Consider the following 26,402-nt stretch of genomic DNA (forward strand, 5'->3'; position numbering starts at 1 on the left):
CAAGCATCCCTAACTTGGAGAGAACTGTGGATAGAGCCCAGAAAGAGAAAGTGGTCGAGGAACTCGGCCAGATCTTCGAAAGCTCTGGCGTCGTGGTGGTAGCTCACTACGCCGGTCTGACAGTTGCCGAGATGCAGGACCTGCGCGCACGTGCCCGTGACGCGAACAGCTCCGTGCGTGTTGCCAAGAACAGGCTCGCCAAAATCGCCCTCGAGGGTAAGCCGTGTGCAAGCATGGCCGGCCTGCTGACAGGGATGACCGTTCTGACCTACTCCGAAGATCCCGTGTCCGCTGCGAAAGTGGCCGAGGATTTCGCCAAGGAAAACAAAAAGTTTGAGATCCTTGGCGGTGCGATGGGTGAGAACGCTCTGGACCGTGCCGGTGTCGAAGCCGTGTCGAAAATGCCGTCCCGCGACGAGCTCATTGCTCAGATCGCAAGCTGCATTGGCGCACCCGCTTCCAACATCGCCGGCGCGATTGGCGCACCTGCAAGCAACATCGCAAGCATCCTTTCGACCATCGAAGAGAAGGCGGAAGCTGCGTAAGCGGTTGGCACTGAATGGCTGGCGTGGGGCTGAAGCCCGCACGTTGGAACACACATACTGTAAACGGAAAGAGCTGATACAATGGCTGATCTGAAAGCACTCGCAGAAAGCATCGTGGGTCTGACCCTGCTGGAAGCACAAGAACTGAAAACCATCCTGAAAGACGAATACGGCATCGAGCCCGCAGCAGGCGGCGCGGTTGTCATGGCAGCTGGCGGCGACGCCGGCGGTGCAGCCGAAGAAGAGAAGACCGAATTCGACGTCGTTCTGAAGAACGCCGGCGCGTCCAAGATCAACGTGATCAAGGAAGTCCGCGGCATCACCGGCCTGGGCCTGAAAGAAGCCAAAGAGCTGGTCGAAGCTGGCGGCAAGATCAAAGAAGGCGTGTCCAAGGACGAAGCGGAAGACATCAAAGGCAAGCTGGAAGCAGCTGGCGCCGAAGTCGAGCTGGCCTAAGCACTGTCTCTGGTGCATTTCTGATGCATCAGGAATTTGGCTGGGTCCGGATTTTCCGGGCCCAGCCGAACCTGTCTTAAAAAGGGCCTTCTGACAGGGCGCTTTTTCAGGCGGGGTTCAAGGGATCGGGAGGCTGCCTTCGGGACGGTGGCCATGAATTGATCCGAACACGCTGTCTCGTATGGGCAAGGAGCCGGGGCCCGGCGGCATCCTTGACCGGTGAGAACTCGAAAGGTGACATCTGACATGGCTCAATCGTTCCTTGGCCAGAAACGTCTACGCAAATATTACGGCAAAATCCGCGAAGTGCTGGAGATGCCGAACCTCATCGAGGTGCAGAAATCTTCTTATGACCTTTTCCTGCGCTCCGGCGATGCAGCAGAGCCGCTGGACGGCGAAGGCATCAAAGGTGTGTTCCAGTCGGTTTTCCCGATCAAGGATTTCAACGAAACCTCCGTTCTGGAGTTCGTGAAGTACTCGTTTGAAAAGCCGAAATACGACGTCGAAGAGTGCATGCAGCGCGACATGACCTACAGCGCGCCGCTGAAGGTCACCCTGCGCCTGATCGTGTTCGATGTCGACGAGGACACCGGCGCCAAGTCGGTGAAGGACATCAAGGAGCAGGACGTCTTCATGGGCGACATGCCCCTGATGACCCCGAACGGCACCTTTATCGTGAACGGCACCGAGCGCGTGATCGTGTCCCAGATGCACCGCTCGCCGGGCGTGTTCTTCGACCACGACAAGGGCAAGACCCACTCTTCGGGCAAGCTGCTGTTCGCCTGCCGCATCATCCCGTACCGCGGCTCCTGGCTGGACTTTGAGTTCGACGCCAAGGACATCGTCTTTGCCCGTATCGACCGCCGCCGCAAGCTGCCGGTGACCACCCTGCTCTATGCCCTGGGCTTGGATCAGGAAGGCATCATGGATGCCTATTACAACACCGTCTCCTTCAAGCTGGAGAAATCCCGCGGCTGGGTCACCCCGTTCTTCCCGGAACGCGTGCGCGGCACCCGCCCGACCTACGACCTGGTGGACGCTGCCACCGGCGAGATCATCTGCGAGGCCGGCAAGAAGGTCACCCCGCGCGCCGTCAAGAAGATGATCGAGGAAGGCTCCATCACCGAGCTGCTGGTGCCCTTCGACCACATCGTCGGCAAGTTTGTGGCCAAGGACATCATCAACGAGGACAACGGCGCGATCTACGTCGAGGCCGGCGATGAGCTGACCCTGGAATACGACAAGGACGGCGAGCTGATCGGCGGCTCCCTGAAGGAGCTGCTGGACGCGGGCATCACCGACATTCCGGTGCTGGACATCGACAACGTCAACGTCGGCCCGTACATGCGCAACACCATGGCGCAAGATAAGAACATGGACCGCAACAGCGCGCTGATGGACATCTACCGCGTGATGCGCCCGGGCGAGCCGCCCACCGTCGAGGCCGCATCGGCGCTGTTCGACACCCTGTTCTTCGACTCCGAGCGTTACGACCTGTCCGCCGTCGGCCGCGTGAAGATGAACATGCGCCTGGCACTGGACGCCGAGGACACCCAGCGCACCCTGCGCAAGGAAGACATCGTCGCCTGCATCAAGGCGCTGGTCGACCTGCGTGACGGCCGCGGCGATGTCGACGACATCGACCACCTGGGCAACCGCCGCGTGCGCTCCGTCGGCGAGCTGATGGAAAACCAGTACCGCGTCGGCCTGCTGCGCATGGAGCGTGCGATCAAGGAGCGGATGTCCTCCGTCGAGATCGACACCGTGATGCCGCAGGACCTGATCAACGCGAAACCCGCGGCGGCGGCGGTGCGTGAATTCTTCGGCTCCTCGCAGCTGTCGCAGTTCATGGACCAGACCAACCCGCTGTCGGAAGTCACCCACAAACGCCGCCTGTCGGCGCTTGGCCCGGGCGGCCTGACCCGCGAGCGCGCCGGCTTCGAGGTCCGCGACGTGCACCCGACCCACTATGGCCGGATGTGCCCGATTGAGACCCCGGAAGGCCCGAACATCGGTTTGATCAACTCGCTGGCGACCTTCGCGCGCGTCAACAAGTACGGCTTCATCGAAACCCCCTACCGGGTTGTGAACGAAGGCCAGGTGACCGACGAAGTGCACTACATGTCGGCGACCGAGGAAATGCGCCACACCGTGGCGCAGGCGAACGCGACCCTGGACGAAACCGGCAAGTTCATCAACGAGCTGGTCTCCACCCGCCAGTCCGGCGACTACACCCTGGCGCCGCGCGAAAGCGTGGACCTGATCGACGTGTCGCCGAAGCAGCTGGTCTCGGTTGCGGCCTCGCTGATCCCGTTCCTGGAAAACGACGACGCCAACCGCGCTCTGATGGGCTCGAACATGCAGCGTCAGGCGGTTCCGCTGCTGCGGGCCGAGGCGCCGCTGGTTGGCACCGGCATCGAGGAAAAGGTTGCGATCGACTCCGGCGCCGCCATCCAGGCCAAGCGTGCGGGCATCATCGACCAGGTCGATGCGCAGCGTATCGTGATCCGGGCCACCGAGGATCTGGAGCTGGGCGATGCGGGCGTGGACATCTACCGTCTGCGCAAGTTCCAGCGGTCCAACCAGAACACCACCATCAACCAGAAGCCTCTGGTCAAGGTGGGCGACACGGTTGCCAAGGGCGAAGTGATTGCCGACGGCCCGTCGACCGATATGGGCGAACTGGCTCTGGGCAAGAACGTGGTTGTCGCGTTCATGCCGTGGAACGGCTACAACTACGAAGACTCGATCCTGATCTCCGAGCGCATCGCGCGTGACGACGTCTTCACCTCGGTCCACATCGAGGAATTCGAAGTCGCCGCCCGTGACACCAAGCTTGGGCCGGAAGAAATCACCCGCGACATCCCGAACGTCGGCGAGGAAGCCCTGCGCAACCTCGACGAGGCGGGCATCGTCTACATCGGCGCCGATGTGGAGCCGGGCGACATTCTGGTCGGCAAGATCACTCCGAAGGGCGAAAGCCCGATGACCCCGGAAGAGAAGCTGCTGCGCGCCATCTTCGGCGAGAAAGCATCTGACGTGCGCGACACCTCGCTGCGCGTGAAGCCGGGCGACTACGGTACTGTGGTCGAGGTGCGCGTCTTCAACCGCCACGGCGTGGAGAAAGACGAGCGTGCGCTGCAGATCGAGCGTGAGGAAGTCGAGCGTCTGGCCCGTGACCGGGACGACGAGCTGGCGATCCTGGACCGCAACATCTATGCCCGCCTGCGCGACATGCTTCTGGGCAAAGTGGCCGTCAAAGGCCCGAAAGGCGTGCGTGCCGGTTCCCCGATCGATGAGGAGCTGCTGGACAGCCTGTCCCGCGGCCAGTGGTGGATGCTCGCCCTCGAGGATGAGCAGGACGCCCAGATCGTCGAGGCCCTGAACGAGCAGTACGAGGCGCAGAAGCGTGCCCTGGACGCCCGTTTCGAGGACAAGGTCGAGAAGGTCCGCCGCGGCGACGACCTGCCGCCGGGTGTGATGAAGATGGTCAAGGTCTTCATCGCGGTGAAGCGCAAGCTGCAGCCGGGCGACAAGATGGCCGGCCGTCACGGCAACAAAGGTGTGATCTCGAAAGTGGTGCCGATGGAGGACATGCCGTTCCTCGCCGACGGCACCCCGGTCGACTTCTGCCTCAACCCGCTGGGCGTGCCGTCGCGGATGAACGTCGGTCAGATCCTGGAGACCCACATGGGCTGGGCCGCGCGCGGCCTCGGCATCAAGGTGGACGAAGCGCTGCAGGAATACCGCCGCTCGGGCGACCTGACCCCGGTCCGCGAAGCGATGCACCACGCCTATGGCGACGATGTCTACGACGAAGGCATCGCCAACATGGACGAGGACACGCTGATCGAAGCCGCAGGCAACGTGACCCGCGGTGTGCCGATTGCGACGCCGGTCTTCGACGGCGCCAAGGAAGACGATGTGAACGACGCCCTGGTGCGTGCGGGCTTTGACCAGTCCGGCCAGTCGATCCTGTTCGACGGCCGCACCGGCGAGCAGTTTGCGCGCCCCGTGACCGTCGGCATCAAGTACCTGCTGAAGCTGCACCACCTGGTGGACGACAAGATCCACGCGCGTTCCACCGGCCCGTACTCGCTGGTCACCCAGCAGCCGCTGGGCGGTAAGGCGCAGTTCGGCGGTCAGCGCTTCGGTGAGATGGAAGTCTGGGCTCTGGAAGCCTACGGCGCCGCCTACACCCTGCAGGAGATGCTCACCGTCAAGTCGGATGACGTCGCCGGCCGGACCAAGGTCTATGAGTCGATCGTCAAGGGCGAGGATAACTTCGAGGCGGGCGTGCCGGAATCGTTCAACGTTCTGGTCAAAGAAGTCCGCGGCCTCGGCCTGAACATGGAACTCCTGGATGCGGAGGTTGAGGAGTAAGGGCCCCGCGCCCTTCTCCCGTTCCCCCCTTCCGCAAGATTTGAGGTATCAAAATGAACCAGGAAATCACCAACAACCCGTTCAACCCGCTGACCCCGCCGAAGGTCTTTGATGAAATCAAAGTCTCGCTGGCCAGCCCGGAACGGATCCTGTCTTGGTCCTATGGCGAAATCAAAAAGCCCGAGACCATCAACTACCGGACCTTCAAGCCGGAGCGCGACGGCCTGTTCTGCGCCCGGATCTTTGGCCCGATCAAAGACTACGAGTGCCTGTGCGGCAAATATAAGCGGATGAAATACCGCGGCGTCGTCTGCGAGAAATGCGGCGTCGAGGTCACCCTGCAGAAAGTGCGCCGCGAGCGCATGGGCCACATCGAACTGGCCGCACCGGTTGCGCACATCTGGTTCCTGAAGTCGCTGCCGAGCCGCATCGGCCTGATGCTGGACATGACCCTGCGCGACCTGGAGCGGGTTCTGTACTTTGAAAACTACGTTGTCATCGAGCCGGGTCTGACCGACCTGCAGTACGGCCAGATGATGACCGAAGAAGAGTACATGGACGCCCAGGACGCCTATGGCATGGACGCCTTCACCGCCAACATCGGCGCTGAAGCGATCCGTGACATGCTGGCCCAGATTGACCTGGAATCGGAAGCCGAGCAGCTGCGCGCCGAACTGGCCGAAGCAACCGGCGAACTGAAGCCCAAGAAGATCATCAAGCGTCTGAAAGTCGTGGAATCCTTCCTGGAATCGGGCAACCGTCCGGAATGGATGATCATGACCGTGATTCCGGTCATCCCGCCGGAACTGCGCCCGCTGGTGCCGCTGGACGGCGGCCGCTTTGCGACCTCCGACCTGAACGACCTGTACCGCCGCGTGATCAACCGGAACAACCGCCTGAAGCGGCTGATCGAGCTGCGCGCGCCGGACATCATCGTCCGCAACGAAAAGCGGATGCTGCAGGAATCCGTGGACGCGCTGTTCGACAACGGCCGCCGCGGCCGCGTCATCACCGGCGCCAACAAGCGCCCGCTGAAGTCGCTGTCCGACATGCTGAAAGGCAAGCAGGGCCGCTTCCGCCAGAACCTTCTGGGTAAGCGCGTCGACTTCTCCGGCCGTTCGGTGATCGTGACCGGTCCGGAACTGAAGCTGCACCAGTGCGGCCTGCCCAAGAAGATGGCGCTGGAGCTGTTCAAGCCCTTCATCTACTCGCGTCTGGAGGCCAAGGGCCTGTCCTCGACCGTGAAGCAGGCGAAGAAGCTGGTCGAGAAAGAACGTCCCGAGGTCTGGGATATCCTGGATGAGGTGATCCGCGAGCATCCGGTGATGCTGAACCGCGCACCGACGCTGCACCGTCTCGGCATCCAGGCGTTCGAACCCACGCTGATCGAAGGCAAGGCGATCCAGCTGCACCCGCTGGTCTGCTCGGCGTTCAACGCGGACTTCGACGGCGACCAGATGGCCGTGCACGTGCCGCTGAGCCTCGAGGCCCAGCTGGAAGCGCGCGTCCTGATGATGTCCACGAACAACGTTCTGTCGCCCGCCAACGGCGCGCCGATCATCGTTCCCTCGCAGGATATGATCCTGGGTCTCTACTATGTGACCCTGGAACGCGAAGGCATGCCCGGCGAAGGCAAGATCTTCGGCACCATCGACGAGGTTCAGCACGCGCTGGACGCCGGCGAAGTGCATCTGCACTCCAAGATCACCGCGCGGATCACCCAGATCGACGAGGAAGGCAACGAGGTTCTCAAGCGCTTTGAGACCACCCCGGGCCGTGTCCGTCTGGGCGCGCTGCTGCCGAAGAACGCCAAGGCACCCTTCGAGCTGGTCAACCGCCTGCTGCGGAAGAAAGAGGTTCAGCAGGTCATCGACACCGTCTACCGCTACTGCGGCCAGAAGGAGTCGGTCATCTTCTGCGACCAGATCATGACCATGGGCTTCCGTGAAGCGTTCAAGGCCGGCATCTCCTTCGGCAAGGACGACATGGTGATCCCCGACACCAAGTGGACCATCGTCGACGACACCCGCGAGCAGGTGAAGGACTTCGAACAGCAGTACATGGACGGCCTGATCACCCAGGGCGAAAAGTACAACAAAGTTGTCGATGCCTGGTCGAAGTGTAACGACAAGGTCACCGAAGCGATGATGGGCACCATCTCCGCTGACAAGCGGGACGAGAACGGCGCCGTGATGGAACCGAACTCGGTCTACATGATGGCCCACTCCGGCGCGCGTGGCTCGGTTACCCAGATGAAGCAGCTGGGCGGCATGCGCGGCCTGATGGCCAAGCCGAACGGCGACATCATCGAGACCCCGATCATCTCGAACTTTAAAGAAGGCCTGACCGTTCTGGAGTACTTCAACTCCACCCACGGTGCCCGTAAGGGTCTGTCGGATACCGCGCTTAAGACGGCGAACTCGGGTTACCTGACCCGCCGTCTGGTGGACGTGGCGCAGGACTGCATCGTTCGCGAGATCGACTGCGGCACCGAGCGTGCGATCACCGCGGAAGCGGCTGTGAACGACGGTGAAGTCGTGGCGTCCCTGGGCGAGCGCATCCTGGGCCGTGTGGCTGCGGATGACATCAAGAAGCCCGGCACCGAAGAGATCATCGTGGCCGCAGGCCAGCTGATCGACGAGCGCATGGCCGACGCAGTGGAAGAGGCCGGCGTGCAGTCGACCCGCATCCGCTCGCCGCTGACCTGCGAATCGGAAGAGGGTGTCTGCGCCATGTGCTACGGCCGCGACCTGGCCCGCGGCACCCGCGTGAACACCGGCGAGGCCGTCGGCATCATCGCGGCGCAGTCGATCGGTGAACCCGGCACCCAGCTGACCATGCGGACCTTCCACATCGGCGGCGTTGCCCAGGGCGGCCAGCAGTCGTTCCTGGAAGCCTCGCAGTCCGGCAAGATCGTCTTCGAGATGCCGCAGACCCTGGAGAACGCCAACGGCGAGACCCTGGTTGTCGGCCGCAACATGAAGCTGATCATCCAGGACGAGCACGGCGAAGAGCGCGCCAGCCACAAGCTGGGCTACGGCTCCAAGCTGTTCGTCAAGGAAGGCCAGCAGGTCAGCCGCGGCGACAAGCTGTTCGAGTGGGATCCCTATACTCTGCCGATCATCGCAGAGAAGCCGGGTACCGCGAAGTATGTCGACCTGATCTCGGGCCTGGCTGTCCGCGACGAGACCGACGAAGCCACCGGCATGACCCAGAAGATCGTGATCGACTGGCGTGCGGCTCCGAAGGGCTCCGAGCTGAAGCCGGAAATCATCCTGGTCGACAGCAACGGCGAGCCGGTGCGCAACGATCAGGGCAACCCGCTGACCTACCCGATGTCCGTGGATGCCATTCTGTCGGTCGAAGACGGCCAGCAGATCCTGGCCGGTGACGTTGTCGCGCGTATTCCGCGCGAAGGCGCCAAGACCAAGGACATTACCGGTGGTCTGCCGCGCGTTGCGGAACTGTTCGAAGCCCGCCGTCCGAAGGATCACGCGATCATCGCCGAAATCGATGGTTACGTGCGCTTCGGCCGCGACTACAAGAACAAGCGCCGCATCTCGATCGAGCCGTCGGACGAGTCGATGGAGCCCGTCGAATACATGGTGCCCAAGGGCAAGCACATTCCGGTCCAGGAAGGTGATTTTGTCCAGAAGGGCGACTACATCATGGACGGCAACCCGGCGCCGCATGACATCCTGTCCATCATGGGTGTCGAGGCACTGGCGAACTACATGATCGACGAGGTCCAGGACGTCTACCGCCTGCAGGGTGTGAAGATCAACGACAAGCACATCGAGGTGATCGTCCGCCAGATGCTGCAGAAGTGGGAGATCTCCGACTCCGGCGACACCACCCTTCTGAAGGGTGAACATGTCGACAAGCAGGAGTTCGATGCCGCCAACGAGAAGGCGCTGGCCCGCGGCAAGCGTCCGGCTCAGGGCGAACCGATCCTGCTCGGCATCACCAAGGCGTCGCTGCAGACCCGTTCCTTCATCTCGGCGGCTTCCTTCCAGGAGACCACCCGGGTTCTCACCGAGGCTTCGGTGCAGGGCAAGAAGGACAAGCTGGTCGGCCTCAAGGAGAACGTCATCGTGGGCCGCCTGATCCCGGCCGGCACCGGCGGCGCCACCCAGCGGGTGCGCCAGATCGCCCAGGGCCGCGACAACGTGGTACTGGAAGCCCGCCGCGAGGAAGCCGAAGCCGCTGCAGCCCTGGCTGCGCCGGTGATGGACGAGGACGCGATGGACAGCGGCCTGGACAACCTGGTCGATACTCCGGAAAGCCGCGACTAAGCTCCGGCACACGGCAAACGGAAAAGCCCCCGCATGGATGCATGCGGGGGCTTTTTCACATCTGCGGCCGGGGCTATCTGTTGCGGGGCAGGGAGGACACAGGGATGAAAGACGGTCTGCGGATGATCACAACGGCGGTGCGGCGATGACAGCAAACCAGACCGGCGCGCTGCTGATGATGGGGGCGATGGCGGCCTATACCTTCAATGACGTTCTGATCAAGATGATCGGCGGCACGCTGCCGCTGCCGCAGATCCTGACCGTCCGCGGGCTGGCGGCCAGCGCCCTGATCTACCTGCTGGTGCGGCGGATGGGCGGTCTGCAGCTGCGGCTGCCGCGCCGGGCCTGGGGCATGATCGCCCTGCGCTGCGGCGGCGAGGTCGCGGCCACCTACCTGTTCCTGACGGCGCTGATGCTGATGCCGCTTGCCAATGTCACCGCGGTGCTGCAGGTGCTGCCGCTGGCGGTGACGCTGAGCGCGGCCCTGTTTCTGCGTGAACCCGTGGGCTGGCGCCGGCTGGCGGCGATTGCCGCGGGTTTCTGCGGCATGCTGCTGATCGTGCGGCCGGGGCCGGAGGGGTTCAGCGACGGCGCGCTTTACGCGCTGGCGGCGGTGGCCTGCATCACCGCCCGCGACCTGGCGACCCGCCGGATGCCGCCGGAGGTGCCCTCGACAACGGTGACGCTGATGTCCTCGCTGTCGGTGCTGGCCTTCGGCGTCGCCAGTTCCGCTGCGGTCGAGTGGCAGCCGATGGGCGCAGCGGAGCTGCTGATCCTGGGCGGTGCCGCCCTGTTCATCTTCGCGGGCTACCTGTGTTCGGTGATGACCATGCGGGTGGGCGAGATCGCGGTGATTGCGCCGCTGCGCTACAGCGGATTGCTGTGGGCGCTGCTGCTGGGCTGGCTGGTGTTCGGCGAATGGCCGGATGCGCTGACCCTTCTGGGCGCGGCCGTTGTGGCCGGGGCCGGGGTGTTCACCTTCTACCGGGAGCGCCAGGCGGGCCGCCGGCGCCGTCCTGTCCTGCGCTGAAGACCGCGCGCACCCGGGCAGCGTCGATGCCGAACACCGTTGCGAATTCGCGTTCCTGCTTCGGAGTCAGAGGCGCCACCGCCGCCGGTCTGGCGCGCTCCTGGCGGGAGTCGTTGAACCGGTTGTGGCTGCGTACCCACATCGGCACGTCGGTCACCGTCACCGTGGGCATATGGTGGTGGATGCGGTGGTGGGCGAAGTTCATGACAGACTTGCGGCAGCCGCCGGCCGCATACATCGCCAGCGCCGCGGTGAAGTAAGGGTGCACCGCGGGGTCTGTGGCGGCGATCCCGGCGGCGCTGAACTCGGCGATGTAGCCGCGGTTGAAATCGATCGCCGCGGTGTCCGTCTTGGCCAGCAGCGGCGCGCAGTCGGCCGCGGTTTCGCGCAGCCGCTCGACGAATTCGCCCGCCACCGCGTCATCGTCGTCGAAGCGGAACTGCAGGCAGGGCCGGTCCGGGTCGCGGCGGGCGCGGTTCAGCAGTTCCTTCATCACCTCGCGGTGGCGGCGCGGCGGCTCTGCCGCAATCCGCACCTGCGGCAGGCCGGCGGTCAGGTCGCACAGCCGGTCGCGGTGCTGCCGGGGCAGGCTGTCGCCGGTCACGATGACCAGATCGAAATCGGGATCGCTCTGCGCCCGGAGCGAGGGCAGGGCGACGGTCTCGAACAGCCGGAACCGCTCCTCCATCCGCGCGTCCGAGTAGAGATAGGCGATGCGCTCCGCCATCGTTCCGTGCTCGACCTGGAACCCGCCGATGGCCGGGTAGGAGAACCGGCACAGCCCGATGACCTGCATAGTGAAATCCGCTTGTTGCCAATGCCTGCGCCGGCGACTATGGCGGTGCGGAGGCCCGCTGGCAACCGCCGCGCCGGGCCGCGGCGCCCGGCTGCTGTTGACAACCCCCGCGACTCCCCATATACGCGCGCCTATCCGGCACCCGGAGTGTATTCTTCGTCAGCCGAATTCAAAATTGCAGTGGCTCAAGGTCCGGGCACTTTTACCACCCGGATCCTCTGTAAACACACCGCGTCGTCTCACCTCGGAATGGGAGCGATTGCGGTTTTTGCGCTTGTGGACGCACAGGTGCAGCGAAATCACCCGCACGCGCCGGCGTGCATGACAAGTTGCTAAACGGGGAATACCTGAATGCCAACGATCCAGCAGCTGATCCGCAAGCCGCGTCAGCCGAAACGCAAAGTTTCGAAGTCCCAGCACCTCGAGCAGTGCCCGCAGAAGCGCGGCGTCTGCACCCGCGTGTACACCACCACTCCGAAGAAGCCGAACTCCGCTATGCGGAAAGTCGCGAAGGTCCGCCTGACCAACGGTTTCGAAGTGATCTCCTACATCCCCGGTGAAAGCCACAACCTTCAGGAACACTCCGTGGTTCTGATCCGCGGCGGCCGTGTAAAAGACCTTCCGGGTGTCCGTTACCACATCCTGCGCGGTGTTCTGGATACCCAGGGCGTCAAAGACCGTAAGCAGCGCCGCTCGAAGTACGGCGCGAAGCGTCCTAAGTAAGAAGGAGAGGCTGATATGTCACGTCGTCACGCCGCTGAAAAACGCGAAGTCCTGCCCGACGCCAAGTTCGGCGACCGCGTTCTGACCAAGTTCATGAACAACCTGATGATCGACGGCAAGAAGTCGGTCGCAGAGCGCATCGTCTACAACGCGTTCGACCGCGTTGAAGGCAAGATCAAGCGCGCTCCGGTTGAAGTTTTCCACGAAGCGCTGGACAACATCAAACCGTCCGTCGAGGTCCGCTCCCGCCGTGTTGGCGGCGCGACCTACCAGGTTCCGGTTGAAGTCCGCCCCGAGCGCCGCGAAGCGCTGGCCATCCGCTGGCTGATCGCTGCTGCCCGCAACCGCAACGAAAACACCATGGAAGAGCGCCTCGCAGGCGAGCTGCTGGACGCCGTCCAGTCCCGTGGCACCGCGGTCAAGAAGCGCGAAGACACCCACAAGATGGCCGAGGCGAACAAAGCCTTCAGCCATTATCGCTGGTAAGCTAGAGGACCTAGACCTATGGCACGCGAATATCCCCTCGAACTGTACCGTAACTTCGGTATCATGGCGCACATCGATGCAGGCAAGACCACCTGCTCCGAGCGCATCCTGTTCTACACCGGCAAATCCCACAACATCGGTGAGGTGCACGACGGTGCAGCCACCATGGACTGGATGGAGCAGGAGCAGGAACGCGGCATCACCATCACCTCGGCTGCGACCACCACCTTCTGGGAGCGCACCGAGGACGGCAAGACCGCTGACACCCCGAAGCACCGCCTGAACATCATCGACACCCCCGGCCACGTCGACTTCACCATCGAAGTCGAGCGTTCGCTGGCGGTTCTCGACGGTGCTGTCTGCGTTCTCGACGCCAACGCCGGTGTTGAGCCCCAGACCGAAACCGTGTGGCGCCAGGCTGACCGCTACAAGGTTCCGCGCATGGTGTTCGTCAACAAGATGGACAAGATCGGCGCCGACTTCTTCAACTGCGTCCGCATGATCGAAGACCGCACCGGCGCCCGTGCGGTTCCGGTCGGCATTCCGATCGGCGCAGAGAACGAGCTGGAAGGCCTGATCGACCTGGTCACCATGAAAGAGTGGCTGTGGCAGGGTGAAGACCTGGGCGCCTCCTGGGTCCACGCCGAGATCCGCGACGAGCTCAAGGACATGGCCGAAGAGTGGCGCGGCAAGATGATCGAGGCCGCCGTCGAAGAAGACGACGACGCCATGGAAGCCTACCTGGAAGGCGAAGAGCCCGACGTGCCGACCCTGCGCAAACTGCTGCGCAAGGGCACCCTGGCGCTGCACTTCGTTCCGGTCCTGGGCGGTTCCGCGTTCAAGAACAAAGGCGTTCAGCCGCTGCTCAACGCCGTGATCGACTACCTGCCCAGCCCGCTGGACGTTGTCGACTACATGGGCTTCAAGCCGGGCGACGAGAACGAAGAGCGTAACATCGCCCGCCGCGCGGACGACAACATGGCCTTCGCGGGCCTGGCGTTCAAAATCATGAACGACCCGTTCGTCGGCTCCCTGACCTTCACCCGGATCTACTCCGGCGTGATGAACAAGGGCGACACCCTGCTGAACTCGACCAAAGGCAAGAAAGAGCGCGTTGGCCGGATGATGATGATGCACTCGAACAACCGTGAGGAAATCACGGAAGCGTTCGCAGGCGACATCATCGCGCTGGCAGGCCTGAAGGACACCACCACCGGTGACACCCTCTGCGCCGTCAACGACCCGGTCGTTCTGGAAACCATGACCTTCCCCGATCCGGTGATCGAGATCGCGGTCGAGCCGAAAACCAAGGCCGACCAGGAGAAGATGTCCCAGGGTCTGGCTCGTCTGGCCGCCGAAGACCCGTCCTTCCGCGTCGAGACCGACATCGAGTCCGGTCAGACCATCATGAAGGGCATGGGCGAACTTCACCTGGACATCCTGGTGGACCGCCTCAAGCGCGAGTTCAAGGTCGAGGCGAACATCGGTGCGCCGCAGGTGGCCTACCGCGAGACCATCTCCAAAGAGGTCGAGCACACCTACACCCACAAGAAACAGTCGGGTGGTTCGGGCCAGTTCGCCGAGGTGAAGCTGATCATCTCCCCGACCGAAGCCGGCGAAGGCTACTCCTTCGAATCCCGCATCGTCGGCGGTGCGGTTCCGAAGGAATACATCCCGGGCGTCGAGAAGGGCATCCAGTCGGTCATGGACTCCGGTCCGCTGGCAGGCTTCCCGGTGATCGACTTCAAGGTTGCCCTGATCGACGGTAAGTTCCACGACGTGGACTCCTCGGTTCTGGCCTTTGAAATCGCATCCCGCATGTGCATGCGCGAAGGCATGCGCAAAGCTGGCGCGAAACTGCTCGAGCCGGTGATGAAGGTCGAAGTGATCACCCCGGAAGAATACACCGGCGGCATCATCGGCGACCTGACCTCCCGCCGCGGCCAGGTGTCCGGCCAGGAGAACCGCGGCAACGCCATCGCCATCGACGCCTTCGTGCCGCTGGCCAACATGTTCGGCTACATCAACACCCTGCGTTCGATGAGCTCGGGCCGCGCCCAGTTCACCATGCAGTTCGATCACTACGATCCGGTGCCGCAGAACATCTCGGAAGAGATCCAGGCGAAATACGCGTAAGCGTCAGCAAATCAGGGGGTCCGCAACCGTTGCGGACCTCCCTCGAAACAAAAGGAGGCCATCATGGCTAAGGAAAAGTTTGAACGCAATAAACCGCACGTCAACATCGGCACCATCGGCCACGTTGACCACGGCAAGACCACTCTGACCGCGGCTATCACCAAATACTTCGGTGACTTCAAAGCCTACGATCAGATCGACGGCGCACCGGAAGAAAAAGCCCGCGGCATCACCATCTCGACCGCGCACGTCGAGTATGAGACCGAGAACCGCCACTACGCGCACGTCGACTGCCCCGGCCACGCCGACTACGTGAAGAACATGATCACCGGCGCGGCCCAGATGGACGGCGCGATCCTGGTTGTGAACGCAGCTGACGGCCCGATGCCGCAGACCCGCGAGCACATCCTGCTGGGCCGCCAGGTTGGCATCCCGAAGATGGTCGTGTTCATGAACAAGGTTGACCAGGTCGACGACGAAGAGCTGCTGGAGCTGGTGGAAATGGAAATCCGCGAGCTGCTGTCCTCCTACGAATACCCGGGCGACGATATCCCGATCATCGCAGGCTCCGCGCTGGCGGCGATGGAAGGCCGTGACGACAACATCGGTTCCGAGAAAATCAAAGAGCTGATGGCGGCTGTCGACGAGTACATCGACACCCCGGCGCGTGCGGTTGACCAGCCGTTCCTGATGCCGATCGAAGACGTGTTCTCGATCTCCGGCCGCGGCACCGTTGTGACCGGCCGTGTCGAGCGCGGCGTGATCAACGTCGGCGACTCGATCGAGATCGTCGGCATCCGCGACACCACCACCACCACCTGCACCGGTGTGGAAATGTTCCGCAAGCTGCTGGACCGCGGTGAAGCCGGCGACAACATCGGCGCCCTGCTGCGCGGTGTGGACCGTGACGGTGTTGAGCGCGGCCAGGTGCTGTGCAAGCCGGGTTCCGTGACCCCGCACACCAAGTTCGAAGCCGAAGCCTACATCCTGACCAAGGAAGAAGGCGGCCGCCACACCCCGTTCTTCGCGAACTACCGTCCGCAGTTCTACTTCCGCACCACCGACGTGACCGGCACCGTGACCCTGCCGGAAGGCACCGAGATGGTGATGCCGGGCGACAACCTGAAGTTCGGCGTTGAGCTGATCGCGCCGATCGCGATGGAAGACGGCCTGCGCTTCGCCATCCGCGAAGGCGGCCGCACCGTCGGCGCCGGCGTCGTTTCCAAAATCATTGAATAATGATTTTGAAACGGTGGGCGGCAGTCGGTTTTCGCTAGAAAATCGCCGAGAGCCCACACGGTTCTGATTACAGAAAGGGCCTCCCTCGGGAGGCCCTTTTTCTATGCGCCAACCTCAGAACAGGGCAGGGACCGGCCTGGGGCCGGAGGCCGTCCTGCAAAAGCTCCGGTGGAGCTTTTGAGGCCGCAGGGAGCGCCAGCTCCGGGTGCGATGCAATCGCGCCCGCCCTCCGGGCAGGCCGGGCGCGGCCCGAACGCGGGGCGTCCGGGCATGGTCGTGTTTGCAACTGGGTACTAACTCTCAGAAAGACGAAGCAGAGTCCTTCCAATTGATTGCCATGTGAGGGTTGGGGTTTGAAATTTACGTTTGATACTAATTGCTTAATAGACTTGGATCTTGGTCGTCCAAACGCGGCGAAGGTTCAGGAATTAATCTCGGCTCACAGAGCTGGAAAGGCGGAAGTAGCCTTTGTTGCGGTTTCTGCATCCGAACGCCAGCCAGGAGACAGATACCTGGATAGCTTTTGCGAGTTCGCAGCTCGCTTGAAGAAGCTGAACGTAGATGACATTCCTCTGCTGCTAGGAATAGCCTATTTTGACATCAGCTATTGGGATCATGCTGTCTTTGCGGACGAAGAGTGTGACCTCGAGGAACGAATTCACAATGTTCTATTTCCGACTGTAGCCTTCAACTACTCGGACTTCAAAAGGCGGACTCCAGAAGCAACCGGCGATATTTTGGTAGACAAGAAATGGCGTAATCGCTGGTGCGACCGGCAGATGATGTGAGCGCATATCTCTAATGAAAGAGACATTTTTGTAACCAGCGTCTCAAACTTCAAGAAGATCGACGGAGCGGCAGGTTTTGGGTCGGTCAGTGTTAGAACACCGGAGGAAGCCGTCAATTGTTTGGAGGCTTAAATTCTTGGGTGGGAAGAGGGTAAGCAAACCGCTAACCCGCCGTGCGCCGCAAACGCAACTGTTTCGCGGCGAAACCCCTTGCCTCATGGGGCCATAGGGCGTATAGGGCGCGGGTTCGCCGCGTGCGAACAGGGGCGGGATGATTCCCGCCTTTTGGGTTCGATGAGGGGTTGCGGTGGTCGCAGGCCCTCCTCTCAACCCCAACGCCTGAATAAAAGGCTGTACGATGCAAAGCCAAAACATCCGTATCCGGCTGAAGGCATTTGACTATCGCGTGCTGGATGCGTCCACGCAAGAGATCGTCAACACTGCCAAGCGGACCGGCGCGCAAGTGCGCGGCCCGATCCCGATGCCGAACAAGATCGAGAAATTCACTGTTCTGCGTGGCCCCCACGTTGACAAGAAATCCCGCGACCAGTTCGAGATCCGCACCCACAAGCGCCTTCTCGACATCGTCGACCCGACCCCGCAGACCGTGGACGCGCTGATGAAGCTCGACCTGGCCGCCGGCGTTGACGTCGAAATCAAGCTGCAGTCGTAAGTTCGGAGGGTATTGATTATGCGTTCCGGAATTATCGCTAAGAAAGTGGGCATGACCCGCCTGTTCATGGAAGACGGCAAGCAGATCCCTGTGACCGTTCTGTCCCTGGACGGCCTGCAGGTCGTTGCTCAGCGCACCGAGGAAAAAGACGGCTACACCGCCGTTCAGCTGGGTGCTGGCTCCGCCAAGGCAAAGCGCACCTCGCAAGCCATGCGCGGCGTCTTTGCAGCTGCCAAGGTCGAACCCAAGCGCAAGCTGGTCGAATTCCGCGTTCCCGCGGACGGCCTGATCGAAGTCGGCGCCGAAATCTCGGCCGAACACTTCCTGGCTGGCCAGAAAGTGGACGTCACCGGCACCTCGATCGGTAAAGGTTTCGCCGGTGCCATGAAGCGGCACAACTTCGGCGGCCTGCGCGCCTCGCACGGTGTGTCGATCTCGCACCGTTCGCACGGTTCGACCGGTCAGTGTCAGGACCCGGGCAAGGTCTTCAAAGGCAAGAAAATGGCCGGCCACATGGGCGCAGCCCGCGTGACCACCCAGAACCTGGAAGTGGTGAAAACCGACGCCGAGCGTGGCCTGGTCTTCATCAAGGGCGCCGTACCGGGCCCGAAATCCGGCTGGGTCACCGTCAAGGACGCCGTGAAGAAGAAAGCTCCCGAGGGTCTGCCGTTCCCGGCCGCTCTGAAAACTGCGGAAGCTCCCGCGGAAGGTGGTGAAGCATGAAACTTGACGTGATCAAACTCGACGGCGGCAAGGCTGGCGACATCGAGCTGTCCGAAGACCTGTTCGGCCTGGAGCCGCGTGCGGACATCCTGCACCGCGTGGTCCGCTGGCAGCGCAACAACGCGCAGCAGGGCACCCACAAGGTGAAGACCCGCTCCGAGACTTCCTACTCGACCAAGAAGATCTACCGCCAGAAGGGCACCGGCGGCGCTCGCCACGGTGACCGCAACGCGCCGATCTTCCGCAAGGGTGGTATCTACAAGGGTCCGACCCCGCGTTCGCACGGCCACGAGCTGACCAAGAAGTTCCGCAAGCTGGGCCTGCGCCATGCGCTGTCCGCCAAAGCCAAAGCGGGCGAACTGGTCATCATCGAGGACGCTGCTGCCGAAGGCAAGACCGCAGCTCTGGCCAAGCAGGTGAAAAACCTGGGCTGGAAGCGCGCGCTGATCATCGACGGCGCATCGGTCAACGAAGGCTTCCTGCAAGCGTCGCGCAACATCGAAGGTCTGGACATCCTGCCGACCATCGGTGCCAACGTCTATGACATCCTGAAGCGTGACACCCTGGTGATCACCAAGGCGGGTGTCGAAGCACTGGAGGCTCGTCTGAAATGAGCGTGAAGGCAGAACACTACGACGTGATCCGCAAGCCGATCATCACCGAGAAGTCCACCATGGCGTCCGAGAACGGCGCAGTGGTTTTCGAGGTGGCAATCGACTCCAACAAGCCGATGATCAAGGAAGCCGTCGAGGCTCTCTTTGGCGTCAAGGTGAAAGCGGTCAACACCACCGTCACCAAGGGTAAGGTCAAGCGTTTCCGCGGCCAGATGGGCAAGCGTAAAGACGTGAAAAAAGCCTATGTCACCCTGGAAGAAGGCAACACCATCGACGTGTCCACCGGACTCTGAGATTTGCCTCTCTGACTATTGGAAGGCCCTCGCGCAAGCGGGGGCCTTTTTCGTTGTGGTGGCGGAAGCAGGGCGGCTGCAGCGAGGGGGTTCGGAACAGGGCCGCTGGCGGTTTCGGGGCTGTTGCCGCCCGGAGCGGGAACCTGGCCTAACGCCCAAGCGTTCTGGTTCTGCCATCACAGGAGAATTGCCATGCCAGCCAAATCGAAAGCGCAACAGAAAGCCGCCGGGGCTGCACTCTCGGCGAAACGGGGCGAGACCAAAAAATCGGAGCTGTATGGGGCTTCGAAGGAAATGTACGAGACCATGACCGAGGAGGAACTGGAAGAGATCGCCTCGACCGATCATGACGGTCTTCCCGAAAAGAAGGACTAACCGAACCAGACGGGGAAACTGTCCGCGCCAGCCTTCTGCGGAAAGCTTGGCTCCTGCAGGCTGCGCCAGGAAAGGGCCGGCGCGCGGCCTGTTCCGGTCAAACGCTCAGTGCGTCAGGAGCCACCCGATTAGGTGGCTCCCTTTCTTTCGTTCCGGGTTACCCCTGCCGCAGGTCCTCCGGCAGCAGGGCGGCGGGGATGTTCTGGTAGCAGACCGGGCGCAGGAAGCGGCGGATGGACAGGGTGCCCACCGAGGTCGCGCCAAAGTTGGTGGAGGCCGGGTAGGGGCCGCCGTGGACCATGGTGTCGGAGACCTCAACCCCGGTGGGGAAGCCGTTGGCCAGCACCCGTCCCGCCTTGCGCGCCAGCACCGGCAGCAGGGCCTGGCCCTGGGCGGTGTCGCCGTCGTCCAGATGCAGGGTGCAGGTCAGCTGGCCCTGCAGCGCGCGGGCGATTTCCAGCATCTCGGCGTCGCTGTCGGCGGTGATCACCAGACCCAGCGGGCCAAAGACCTCCTCGGCCAGGATCTCGTTGTCCAGCCAGGTGCGCGCCTCGGTGACATAGAGGTAGGGCGCGGCGGTGCGGGTGTTGCAGCTGGTGGTCAGCAGTTCGCGCACGCCGGCGGTGGCGGCGACGCGGCGCTGGCCGTCCTGGTAGGCGCTGGCGATGCCCTCGGTCAGCATGGTCTGGGGGGCGACCGCTGACAGGGCGGCGGTGGCGGTGTCGATGAAGCGGTCCGCCTCTGCGCCTGCGCGCAGCACGGCGATGCCGGGGTTGGTGCAGAACTGGCCCGCGCCCATAGTCAGCGAGGCGGCCCAGCCGGTGGCGATTTCCGTACCGCGATTGGCGAGGGCGGCGTCGAGGATGAACATCGGGTTCACGGACCCCAGCTCGCCAAAGAAGGGGATCGGCTCTGGCCGTGCGGCGCAAAGGTCGAACAGGGCGCGCCCGCCTGCCAGGGAGCCGGTGAAGCCCACCGCCTTGATCAGCGGGTGCTGCACCAGCGCCGCGCCGACCTCGCGGTTGCCGCCCTGGATCAGGCTGAAGACGCCGGGGTGGATCCCGCATCTGGTAATCGCGGCAAGGATGGCTTCGGCGACGATCTCGCCGGTGCCGGGGTGGGCGCTGTGGCCCTTGACCACCACCGGGCAGCCGGCCGCCAGAGCTGCGGCGGTGTCGCCGCCGGCGGTGGAGAAGGCGAGCGGGAAGTTTGAGGCGCCGAAGACCGCAACCGGCCCCAGCGGGCGCTGCATCATGCGCAGGTCGGGGCGGGGCAGCGGGGCGCGGTCCGGCAGGGCGGCGTCATAGCGGCGGTCGAGGTAATCGCCCTTCAGGATGTGGTCGGCAAAGAGGCGCAGCTGGCCCGTGGTGCGGCCGTGCTCGCCCTGCAGGCGGGCTTCGGGAAGGCCGGTCTCCTGGGTGCCGATGGCGGTGATGTCCTCGGCGCGGGCTTCGATCTCGTCAGCGATGGCGTTGAGGAAGGCGGCGCGCTCCGCCCGGCTGGTGCTGCCGTAGCTGGCAAAGGCGTCCTCGGCCGCCTCTGCCGCAGCTGTCACGTCGCTGACGCGGCCAACGGAGAACTGATGGCTGGGGCCGCTGGCGGGGGCGGAGTGGAAGCGGGTGTCGCCGGGCGCCCAGGCGCCTGCGATCAGGTGGTTTCCGTGCGGTGTGAACATGGGCGGGCCTCTGTCTGGTGCTGCCGGGCGGCAGGGTGAATCTGATATGGGATAATGGATACAAAATGCGATTACTGCAAGGGGCCTGCCGGAGAAATCCGGGCGGGAGGAGGCGCAGAAGGGGAAACGGCGGCCTAGCCGCCGGTGGTGGCGCGGTGCTCGGCAACCAGGGACAGCAGGGCCTCCTTGGTGCGGGAGATATGCAGGGTCAGCGCGGCGCAGGCGCCTTCCACATCGCGGGCCTGGGCCAGGTCCAGCAGGTCGCGGTGCTCCTTCTTGGCCGGTTCGCGCTGCTGCATCACGCTGAGGTGCATCCGGATGAACCGGTCGCAATGCAGGCTGATGCCCTGCAGCACTTCGTTGGTCAGCTTGCGGTCCGCGGCGGCATAAAGCGCCGAGTGGTACTTGTGGTTGAGGGCGCCCCATTTGGCGACGTCATTGGCATCGTAGGAGGCGTCCATGTCGTCGAGGATCCGGGTGCAGCGGGTGAAATCCTCCGCCGTCATCGCCGGGATCGCACGGCGGAACAGGTCGACCTCCAGCAGGATGCGCAGGTCGAAGATCTCGGCGATTTCGCGCAGGGAATGCTTGGTGACGGAGGCGCCGCGGTTGTTGGTGAACTGCACCAGCCCCTCCGCATCCAGCCGCTTCAGCGCTTCGCGGATCGGCATCCGGGAGACATCGTATTCCTCTGCCAGCGCCTCCTGCCGGATGGTTTCGCCCTCGGCCAGCTCGCCGCTCAGGATGCGCTCGCGCAGGTCGCTGGCAATCACTTCCGGAAGGGAGCTGCGGGTAACGGCGCGTTTGCCTGCCATGGGGGCCTCATGAAATTTGCTGTTCGTATTTTGGATACGCTAGTAGGTCCGTCCCGTTTCTTCAAGCAATTGGCCGGGTTTCGCGCGGGCGGCGGGTTCTGCCGCCCGGGCGCCGGTTTTTGTATCCAAAAACCGGGTTCTCAGGCGCCCCAGGTGTCGCTGAGGCGGTAGCCGCCCGGCCAGGGATCGTCCGGGTCCAGCATGTGCTGGTGGATGCCGGTGATCCAGCCGCGGCCGCTGAGTTCCGGAACGATCGCCGCGCGCCCGCCCACTGCGGTCTGCTCCACGATGCGCCCGGTGAAGCGGGAGCCGATGATTGATACGGCCTCGAACGTCTGATCCGGAGTCATCTGCCCCTTGGCCAGCATCAGCGCCATGCGGGCGGAGACCGCGGTCCCGGTGGGGGAGCGGTCGACCTTGCCCGGCTGGATGGCGACCGCGGAGCGGCTGCTTAGGCCGGTTTCCGTCTGTTCCAGCGGGCCGCAGAAGGCGCAGAAGGAGATGTGGTTCCAGTCCGGGTTCTCCGGGTGGGAAAAGCCCAGCTGCGCGTTGGCGGCCTCGAGGATGCGGGTGCCGAGCTGCGCGATTTGCTTGGCGTTTCCTTCAGTGATCTCCACCCCCAGATCGGCAGCCTGCACCACGACGAAGCTGTCGCCGCCATAGGCGGTGTCGACGGTCAGCGTGCCAATGCCCGGCACCTCCAGCGCCACGCCGATCTCACCGGCAAAGCTCGGCACGTTCTGCACGAAGATCCGCTCTGCCTTGCCGTTCCGGCATTCGGCGCGCACCCGCACCAGCCCGCCGGGGGCCTCCAGCACCAGACGGGTTTCCGGCTCCTGCATCGGCAGGATGCCCCCGTCCAACAGGACGGTGGAGACGCAGATCGAATTCGAGCCGGACATCGGCGGGGTGTATTCCGGCTCCATGATGATGAAGCCCATGTCGGCCTCCGGGTGCTTGGGCGGCACCAGCAGGTTCACATGGCGGAACACGCCGCCGCGCGGCTCGTTCAGGACGAAGTTCCGCAGGGTCTGGTCGCGGTCGATGAAGGCGCGCTGTTCCCACAGGGTTTCGCCTGGCGGCGGGGCGACACCGCCGACGATGACATCGCCAACCTCGCCCTCGGCGTGGGCAGAGATCACATGGATGGTTTTGCTGCTGCGCATTTGTGTTTCCTCCCTGCGGGCTGGGCCCGCTTATTTAAAGGTTCAGAACCGTGTGGCTGCGTAGGGCTGCATCGGCAGCGCCGGCGGGCGGTTCGCTATCAGGTCTGCGACCAGTTCTGCGGTGCCGGCCGCCTGGGTCAAGCCCAGATGGCCGTGGCCGAAGGCGTAGACGACGCTGGCGGCGCGGGCGGAGCGGCTGATGACCGGCAGGCTGTCGGGCATCGAGGGGCGGAACCCCATCCACTGTGTGCCGCCGGAGGTGTCGAGGCCGGGCAGGAAGCGCCTGGCCTTCTGCAGCAGGGTCTCGGCGCGGCGGTAGTTGGGCGGCAATTTCAGCCCGCCCAGCTCGACCGCGCCGCCGACGCGGACTCCGCCGCTGATCCGGGTGACGACGAACCCATGCGCCGGAAAGGTCAGATGGGTGCGGAGGCCAAAGGCGCCGGGCGGCAGGGTGGTGTTGTAGCCGCGTTCCGTCTCCAGCGGGAAACGCTCGCCCAGGGTGCGGGCGAGGTGATGGGACCAGGCCCCGCAGGCCACCACGATATGGTTCGCGGCGACCGGGCCGTCCGTGGTCTGCGCCACGGCCTGTCCGCCCTCGCTGCGCAGCGCCGTCACCCCGGCGGTGTCTATCCGGCCGCCCCGGGCCAGGAAAGCCTGCGCCAGATGTCCGGCCCAGTCCCTGGGGTTCACCGTGTTCATCCAGTCGGGGGTGAAACCCGCATGGGTGAAGCGCGGCGCCAGGCCGGGCTGGATATCTGCAATCTCTGCGGGGCTGTGCAGCAGGTCGAAGCGGATGCCGTGTTCGCGGCGCAGCTCCCAGTCCGGCAAGGCGGCGCGGAAGGCGGCCTCGCCCTCATAGAGCTGCAGCTGGCCCTCGCGCTGCATCAGCGGCTCTCCGTCCACATCGGCGATCTGGCGCTCCAGCGCGGCGCGGGAATGCGCCATCAGCTGCACCTGCGCCGCCAGCGCCGCCTGGTAGCGGCTGCGCCAGCTGGCGCGCCAGAACCGCAGCATCCAGGGGGCGATCCGCAGCGCATAGGCGGGCGGCACCGACAGCGGCCCCAAAGGGTCCAGCAGCCACTTGGGGGCCTTGCGCATGATGCCCGGCGTGGCGAGCGGCACTATGTCGGTGAAGGCATAGGCGCCGGCGCTGGCCGCCGAGGCCTCCGCCGCCACGCCGGTGCGGTCGAGCACGCGCACCTGATGCCCCTGTTTCTGCAGCTCCAGCGCGGCGCTGAGGCCGATGATGCCGGCGCCGATGACGAGGATGCCGTGTGCCTGTTCTTTGGTCATTTCAGATCCTTCACAAGCCGACCAGGATGGAGGGCAGCCAGGTTGCCAGTTCCGGCACCGCCAGCAGCGCCGCCAGCACCAGGCCTTGTGCGGCCACAAAGGGCAGAACCCCGCGGTACATATGGCCGTAGGTCATGTCCTTGGGCGCGATGGAGCGCAGGTAGAAGATAGAGGGGGCCATCGGCGGCGTCAGATAGGAGGTCTGGATCACCACCAGCACCAGCATCGCGAACCAGACCGGGTCGATGCCGGCACTGCGCACCAGCGGCGCGAAGATCGGCACGAAGATCAGCACGATCGACACCCAGTCCAGCACGAAGCCGGCAAAGAACACCACCAGCAGCAGGAAGGCGATGAGGCCCGCATTGCCGTAGCCGATCATCTCCACCGTGTCGCGCACCAGCCCGCCGCCGCCGGTGACGGCGAAGATCGAGGTGAACATGGTGCCGCCTGCCACGATCAGCATGATCATCGCGGTGATCCGCAGGGTGACACCCAGGGCCGCGCGCAGCATGGAGAAGCTGAGTTCGCGGAACATGCAGGTCAGCACCAGCGTGCCGGCGGCCCCCACGGCGGCGGCTTCTGTGGCAGAGGCGGCGCCGGCCAGCAGCGAGCCCAGCACCATGGCAATCAGCAGCAGCGGCGGCACCAGCGCGGTGACGGTGATCTTCAGCTTCTGACCCGTCGGCAGGGCGCGGCCCTCGGTCGGCAGCACCGGCGCGTCGTCGGGCCGGCGCAGGCTGCGCAGCAGCACATAGCCGACGAAGAAGGCCACCATCAGCACGCCGGGCAGGATCGAGGCGGCAAACAGCTGGCCGATCGACAGCTGCGCGATCGAGGCATAGACCACCACGATCACCGAGGGCGGGATGACGGTGCCGAGCGAGCCGCCGGCGCAGATGGTGCCGGCGATCAGGTCGTTCCTGTAGCCCGCCGCACGCATCGCGGGGATGGCCATCAGGCCGACCACGATCTCCACCGCGCCGACCACGCCGGAGGCGGCGGCGAAGATCGCGCACATGGCGATGGTCGACAGCGCCAGCCCGCCCGGCAGGCCGCCGAGCCAGATCTGCAGCGCGTGGAACAGCCGCTTGGCAATGCCGGAGCGCTCCAGCACCGCGCCCATGAAGATGAACAGCGGGATCGCCGCCAGCACGAAGTTGGAGGCAGTGTGCAGCAGCGGTCCGTAGAGCTGCAGGAACAGCATGTCACCGAACACTGCATAGCCGAAGGCCACCGCAACGATCATCATCGAAAACGCCACCGGGATGCCGGCAAAGACCAGGGCGAACAGGGCGGCAAACATCAGAAGGGGGATCATGAATCAGGTCTCCGGCGCGCAGTGGTGATCGTCGGGGGTTTGCCCCGGGATCTTCTCGCCGCGTAAGTAAAGGAGCGCCTCCAGCAGAAACTGCAGGCAGAAGGCAAGGAGGCCGAGGGCAATCACCGCGTAAAACGGCCACATCAGGGGCGCCCAGGGGCTGACGGTTTCCACCTCGCCGGTCTGGAACGCCTTCAGCGCCTTGGAGGCGGCGACCCAGGTCAGCGCGCCGGTGACCGGCGCCATCAGGAGCGCGTAGACTGCGGCGTTCAGCAGCTGCTGGATGCGCAGCGGGGCCTTCTGCGACAGGAAGTCGATCCGCACATGCGCTTCCTTGCGCAGCGAATAGGCAGCGCCGAGAAAGATGATGGAGCCGTTCAGCATGTAGGAAATGTCAAAGGCCCAGAGCGTCGGTGCGCCAAAGGCATAGCGGGCCACGACCTCGTAGAGCATGGCCGCGATCATGGCGAGGATGGTCAGCTGGCCGGCCGCGCCGAGCAGGGCGGACAGCCCCGCAACGCCGGTTCTGAAAAAATGCATGGAAACCTCCGGAAGGGAGGCGCGGGCCGGACAGTTC

22 protein-coding genes are annotated in these 26,402 nt (G+C 64.0%); 15 read left to right on the plus strand and 7 right to left on the minus strand.

Annotated features, from left to right (window positions below; all coding sequences use genetic code 11):
• Positions 1–26: 26 nt before the first annotated feature.
• The 5 genes from rplJ to KUV26_RS14590 all read left to right on the plus strand — a co-directional run bounded on the left by rplJ (position 27) and on the right by KUV26_RS14590 (position 10,709).
• Positions 27–545 carry a 50S ribosomal protein L10 gene (rplJ, locus tag KUV26_RS14570; protein WP_222505100.1) on the plus strand — a complete coding sequence of 173 codons (519 nt, stop codon included), beginning with the start codon at positions 27–29 and terminating at the stop codon, positions 543–545.
• An 81-nt stretch (positions 546–626) separates the two neighbouring features.
• Complete coding sequence (gene rplL / locus KUV26_RS14575) at positions 627–1,001, plus strand: 50S ribosomal protein L7/L12 (protein ID WP_058286637.1); 375 nt, start codon at positions 627–629, stop codon at positions 999–1,001.
• A gap of 246 nt (positions 1,002–1,247) precedes the next feature.
• Positions 1,248–5,384 (plus strand): DNA-directed RNA polymerase subunit beta, encoded by a 4,137-nt coding sequence (gene rpoB / locus KUV26_RS14580; protein WP_222505099.1) that lies wholly within the window; start codon positions 1,248–1,250, stop codon positions 5,382–5,384.
• A gap of 53 nt (positions 5,385–5,437) precedes the next feature.
• On the plus strand, positions 5,438–9,679 hold the full coding sequence (gene rpoC / locus KUV26_RS14585) for a DNA-directed RNA polymerase subunit beta' (RefSeq protein WP_222505098.1): 4,242 nt from the start codon (positions 5,438–5,440) through the stop codon (positions 9,677–9,679).
• A 145-nt stretch (positions 9,680–9,824) separates the two neighbouring features.
• Positions 9,825–10,709 carry a DMT family transporter gene (locus tag KUV26_RS14590; protein ID WP_222505097.1) on the plus strand — a complete coding sequence of 295 codons (885 nt, stop codon included), beginning with the start codon at positions 9,825–9,827 and terminating at the stop codon, positions 10,707–10,709.
• Here KUV26_RS14590 and KUV26_RS14595 read toward each other — a convergent pair.
• Positions 10,654–11,505, minus strand: a complete 852-nt coding sequence (locus KUV26_RS14595) for a putative rhamnosyl transferase (RefSeq protein WP_222508867.1) — start codon at positions 11,503–11,505, stop codon at positions 10,654–10,656. The two genes, KUV26_RS14590 and KUV26_RS14595, sit on opposite strands and share 56 nt — an antisense overlap.
• 351 nt (positions 11,506–11,856) lie before the next feature.
• Here KUV26_RS14595 and rpsL point away from each other — a divergent pair, with 351 nt between their 5' ends.
• The 10 genes from rpsL to KUV26_RS14645 all read left to right on the plus strand — a co-directional run bounded on the left by rpsL (position 11,857) and on the right by KUV26_RS14645 (position 19,555).
• Entirely contained in the window at positions 11,857–12,228 is a 372-nt protein-coding gene (rpsL, locus tag KUV26_RS14600) for a 30S ribosomal protein S12 (protein WP_008204009.1), read from the plus strand.
• Between the two features lie 15 nt (positions 12,229–12,243).
• A complete protein-coding gene (gene rpsG, locus KUV26_RS14605) occupies positions 12,244–12,714 on the plus strand; it encodes a 30S ribosomal protein S7 (protein ID WP_019298618.1) in 471 nt (156 codons plus the stop codon).
• Between the two features lie 18 nt (positions 12,715–12,732).
• Positions 12,733–14,850 (plus strand): elongation factor G, encoded by a 2,118-nt coding sequence (gene fusA / locus KUV26_RS14610; protein WP_222508868.1) that lies wholly within the window; start codon positions 12,733–12,735, stop codon positions 14,848–14,850.
• A gap of 63 nt (positions 14,851–14,913) precedes the next feature.
• Positions 14,914–16,089, plus strand: a complete 1,176-nt coding sequence (tuf, locus tag KUV26_RS14615; protein WP_222505094.1) for an elongation factor Tu — start codon at positions 14,914–14,916, stop codon at positions 16,087–16,089.
• Between the two features lie 389 nt (positions 16,090–16,478).
• On the plus strand, positions 16,479–16,877 hold the full coding sequence (locus KUV26_RS14620) for a hypothetical protein (RefSeq protein ID WP_222508869.1): 399 nt from the start codon (positions 16,479–16,481) through the stop codon (positions 16,875–16,877).
• A 358-nt stretch (positions 16,878–17,235) separates the two neighbouring features.
• On the plus strand, positions 17,236–17,550 hold the full coding sequence (gene rpsJ, locus KUV26_RS14625; RefSeq protein WP_019298501.1) for a 30S ribosomal protein S10: 315 nt from the start codon (positions 17,236–17,238) through the stop codon (positions 17,548–17,550).
• Positions 17,551–17,568: 18 nt separating this feature from the next.
• The gene (gene rplC / locus KUV26_RS14630) at positions 17,569–18,273 is read left to right on the plus strand and encodes a 50S ribosomal protein L3 (protein WP_222508870.1); all 705 of its coding nucleotides are present in this window, start codon (positions 17,569–17,571) and stop codon (positions 18,271–18,273) included.
• The gene (gene rplD / locus KUV26_RS14635) at positions 18,270–18,887 is read left to right on the plus strand and encodes a 50S ribosomal protein L4 (protein WP_222505092.1); all 618 of its coding nucleotides are present in this window, start codon (positions 18,270–18,272) and stop codon (positions 18,885–18,887) included. Before rplC ends, rplD begins: the two co-directional genes overlap by 4 nt.
• Positions 18,884–19,180 carry a 50S ribosomal protein L23 gene (locus tag KUV26_RS14640; RefSeq protein WP_039188990.1) on the plus strand — a complete coding sequence of 99 codons (297 nt, stop codon included), beginning with the start codon at positions 18,884–18,886 and terminating at the stop codon, positions 19,178–19,180. The genes rplD and KUV26_RS14640 overlap by 4 nt, the downstream gene beginning before the upstream one ends.
• Positions 19,181–19,372: 192 nt before the next feature.
• Positions 19,373–19,555 (plus strand): DUF3008 family protein, encoded by a 183-nt coding sequence (locus KUV26_RS14645; protein ID WP_222505091.1) that lies wholly within the window; start codon positions 19,373–19,375, stop codon positions 19,553–19,555.
• Positions 19,556–19,712: 157 nt separating this feature from the next.
• Here the strand turns inward: KUV26_RS14645 and KUV26_RS14650 are convergent, their stop codons facing one another.
• The 6 genes from KUV26_RS14650 to KUV26_RS14675 form a co-directional block, all read right to left on the minus strand.
• Positions 19,713–21,230, minus strand: a complete 1,518-nt coding sequence (locus KUV26_RS14650) for an aldehyde dehydrogenase (NADP(+)) (protein ID WP_222508871.1) — start codon at positions 21,228–21,230, stop codon at positions 19,713–19,715.
• A gap of 134 nt (positions 21,231–21,364) precedes the next feature.
• Positions 21,365–22,045, minus strand: coding sequence for a GntR family transcriptional regulator (locus KUV26_RS14655; protein ID WP_222505089.1), 681 nt, complete (start codon positions 22,043–22,045; stop codon positions 21,365–21,367).
• 140 nt (positions 22,046–22,185) lie between these two features.
• Positions 22,186–23,211 carry a trans-3-hydroxy-L-proline dehydratase gene (locus tag KUV26_RS14660; protein ID WP_222508872.1) on the minus strand — a complete coding sequence of 342 codons (1,026 nt, stop codon included), beginning with the start codon at positions 23,209–23,211 and terminating at the stop codon, positions 22,186–22,188.
• A 42-nt stretch (positions 23,212–23,253) separates the two neighbouring features.
• Positions 23,254–24,504 (minus strand): NAD(P)/FAD-dependent oxidoreductase, encoded by a 1,251-nt coding sequence (locus KUV26_RS14665; RefSeq protein WP_222508873.1) that lies wholly within the window; start codon positions 24,502–24,504, stop codon positions 23,254–23,256.
• Positions 24,505–24,514: 10 nt separating this feature from the next.
• The gene (locus KUV26_RS14670; RefSeq protein WP_222508874.1) at positions 24,515–25,825 is read right to left on the minus strand and encodes a TRAP transporter large permease subunit; all 1,311 of its coding nucleotides are present in this window, start codon (positions 25,823–25,825) and stop codon (positions 24,515–24,517) included.
• A 3-nt stretch (positions 25,826–25,828) separates the two neighbouring features.
• The gene (locus KUV26_RS14675) at positions 25,829–26,365 is read right to left on the minus strand and encodes a TRAP transporter small permease subunit (RefSeq protein WP_222508875.1); all 537 of its coding nucleotides are present in this window, start codon (positions 26,363–26,365) and stop codon (positions 25,829–25,831) included.
• Between the last annotated feature and the right edge of the window lie 37 nt (positions 26,366–26,402).

The sequence above is a fragment of the Leisingera daeponensis genome, assembly GCF_019801465.1.
In the GTDB taxonomy this organism is placed as follows: Bacteria; Pseudomonadota; Alphaproteobacteria; order Rhodobacterales; family Rhodobacteraceae; genus Leisingera; species Leisingera daeponensis_A.

What these genes read in the sequence shown, in the direction of transcription:
- KUV26_RS14640 (WP_039188990.1), top strand. Translation starts at nt 18,884, where the DNA reads ATGAGCGTGAAGGCAGAACACTACGACGTGATCCGCAAGCCGATCATC.
- rpsG (WP_019298618.1), top strand. Translation starts at nt 12,244, where the DNA reads ATGTCACGTCGTCACGCCGCTGAAAAACGCGAAGTCCTGCCCGACGCC.
- rpoC (WP_222505098.1), top strand. Translation starts at nt 5,438, where the DNA reads ATGAACCAGGAAATCACCAACAACCCGTTCAACCCGCTGACCCCGCCG.
- rpoB (WP_222505099.1), top strand. Translation starts at nt 1,248, where the DNA reads ATGGCTCAATCGTTCCTTGGCCAGAAACGTCTACGCAAATATTACGGC.
- fusA (WP_222508868.1), top strand. Translation starts at nt 12,733, where the DNA reads ATGGCACGCGAATATCCCCTCGAACTGTACCGTAACTTCGGTATCATG.
- rplL (WP_058286637.1), top strand. Translation starts at nt 627, where the DNA reads ATGGCTGATCTGAAAGCACTCGCAGAAAGCATCGTGGGTCTGACCCTG.
- tuf (WP_222505094.1), top strand. Translation starts at nt 14,914, where the DNA reads ATGGCTAAGGAAAAGTTTGAACGCAATAAACCGCACGTCAACATCGGC.
- KUV26_RS14660 (WP_222508872.1), bottom strand. Translation starts at nt 23,211, where the DNA reads ATGCGCAGCAGCAAAACCATCCATGTGATCTCTGCCCACGCCGAGGGC.
- KUV26_RS14655 (WP_222505089.1), bottom strand. Translation starts at nt 22,045, where the DNA reads ATGGCAGGCAAACGCGCCGTTACCCGCAGCTCCCTTCCGGAAGTGATT.
- KUV26_RS14675 (WP_222508875.1), bottom strand. Translation starts at nt 26,365, where the DNA reads ATGCATTTTTTCAGAACCGGCGTTGCGGGGCTGTCCGCCCTGCTCGGC.
- KUV26_RS14665 (WP_222508873.1), bottom strand. Translation starts at nt 24,504, where the DNA reads ATGACCAAAGAACAGGCACACGGCATCCTCGTCATCGGCGCCGGCATC.
- KUV26_RS14670 (WP_222508874.1), bottom strand. Translation starts at nt 25,825, where the DNA reads ATGATCCCCCTTCTGATGTTTGCCGCCCTGTTCGCCCTGGTCTTTGCC.
- KUV26_RS14595 (WP_222508867.1), bottom strand. Translation starts at nt 11,505, where the DNA reads ATGCAGGTCATCGGGCTGTGCCGGTTCTCCTACCCGGCCATCGGCGGG.
- rplD (WP_222505092.1), top strand. Translation starts at nt 18,270, where the DNA reads ATGAAACTTGACGTGATCAAACTCGACGGCGGCAAGGCTGGCGACATC.
- rplC (WP_222508870.1), top strand. Translation starts at nt 17,569, where the DNA reads ATGCGTTCCGGAATTATCGCTAAGAAAGTGGGCATGACCCGCCTGTTC.
- rpsL (WP_008204009.1), top strand. Translation starts at nt 11,857, where the DNA reads ATGCCAACGATCCAGCAGCTGATCCGCAAGCCGCGTCAGCCGAAACGC.
- KUV26_RS14590 (WP_222505097.1), top strand. Translation starts at nt 9,825, where the DNA reads ATGACAGCAAACCAGACCGGCGCGCTGCTGATGATGGGGGCGATGGCG.
- rpsJ (WP_019298501.1), top strand. Translation starts at nt 17,236, where the DNA reads ATGCAAAGCCAAAACATCCGTATCCGGCTGAAGGCATTTGACTATCGC.
- KUV26_RS14645 (WP_222505091.1), top strand. Translation starts at nt 19,373, where the DNA reads ATGCCAGCCAAATCGAAAGCGCAACAGAAAGCCGCCGGGGCTGCACTC.
- KUV26_RS14650 (WP_222508871.1), bottom strand. Translation starts at nt 21,230, where the DNA reads ATGTTCACACCGCACGGAAACCACCTGATCGCAGGCGCCTGGGCGCCC.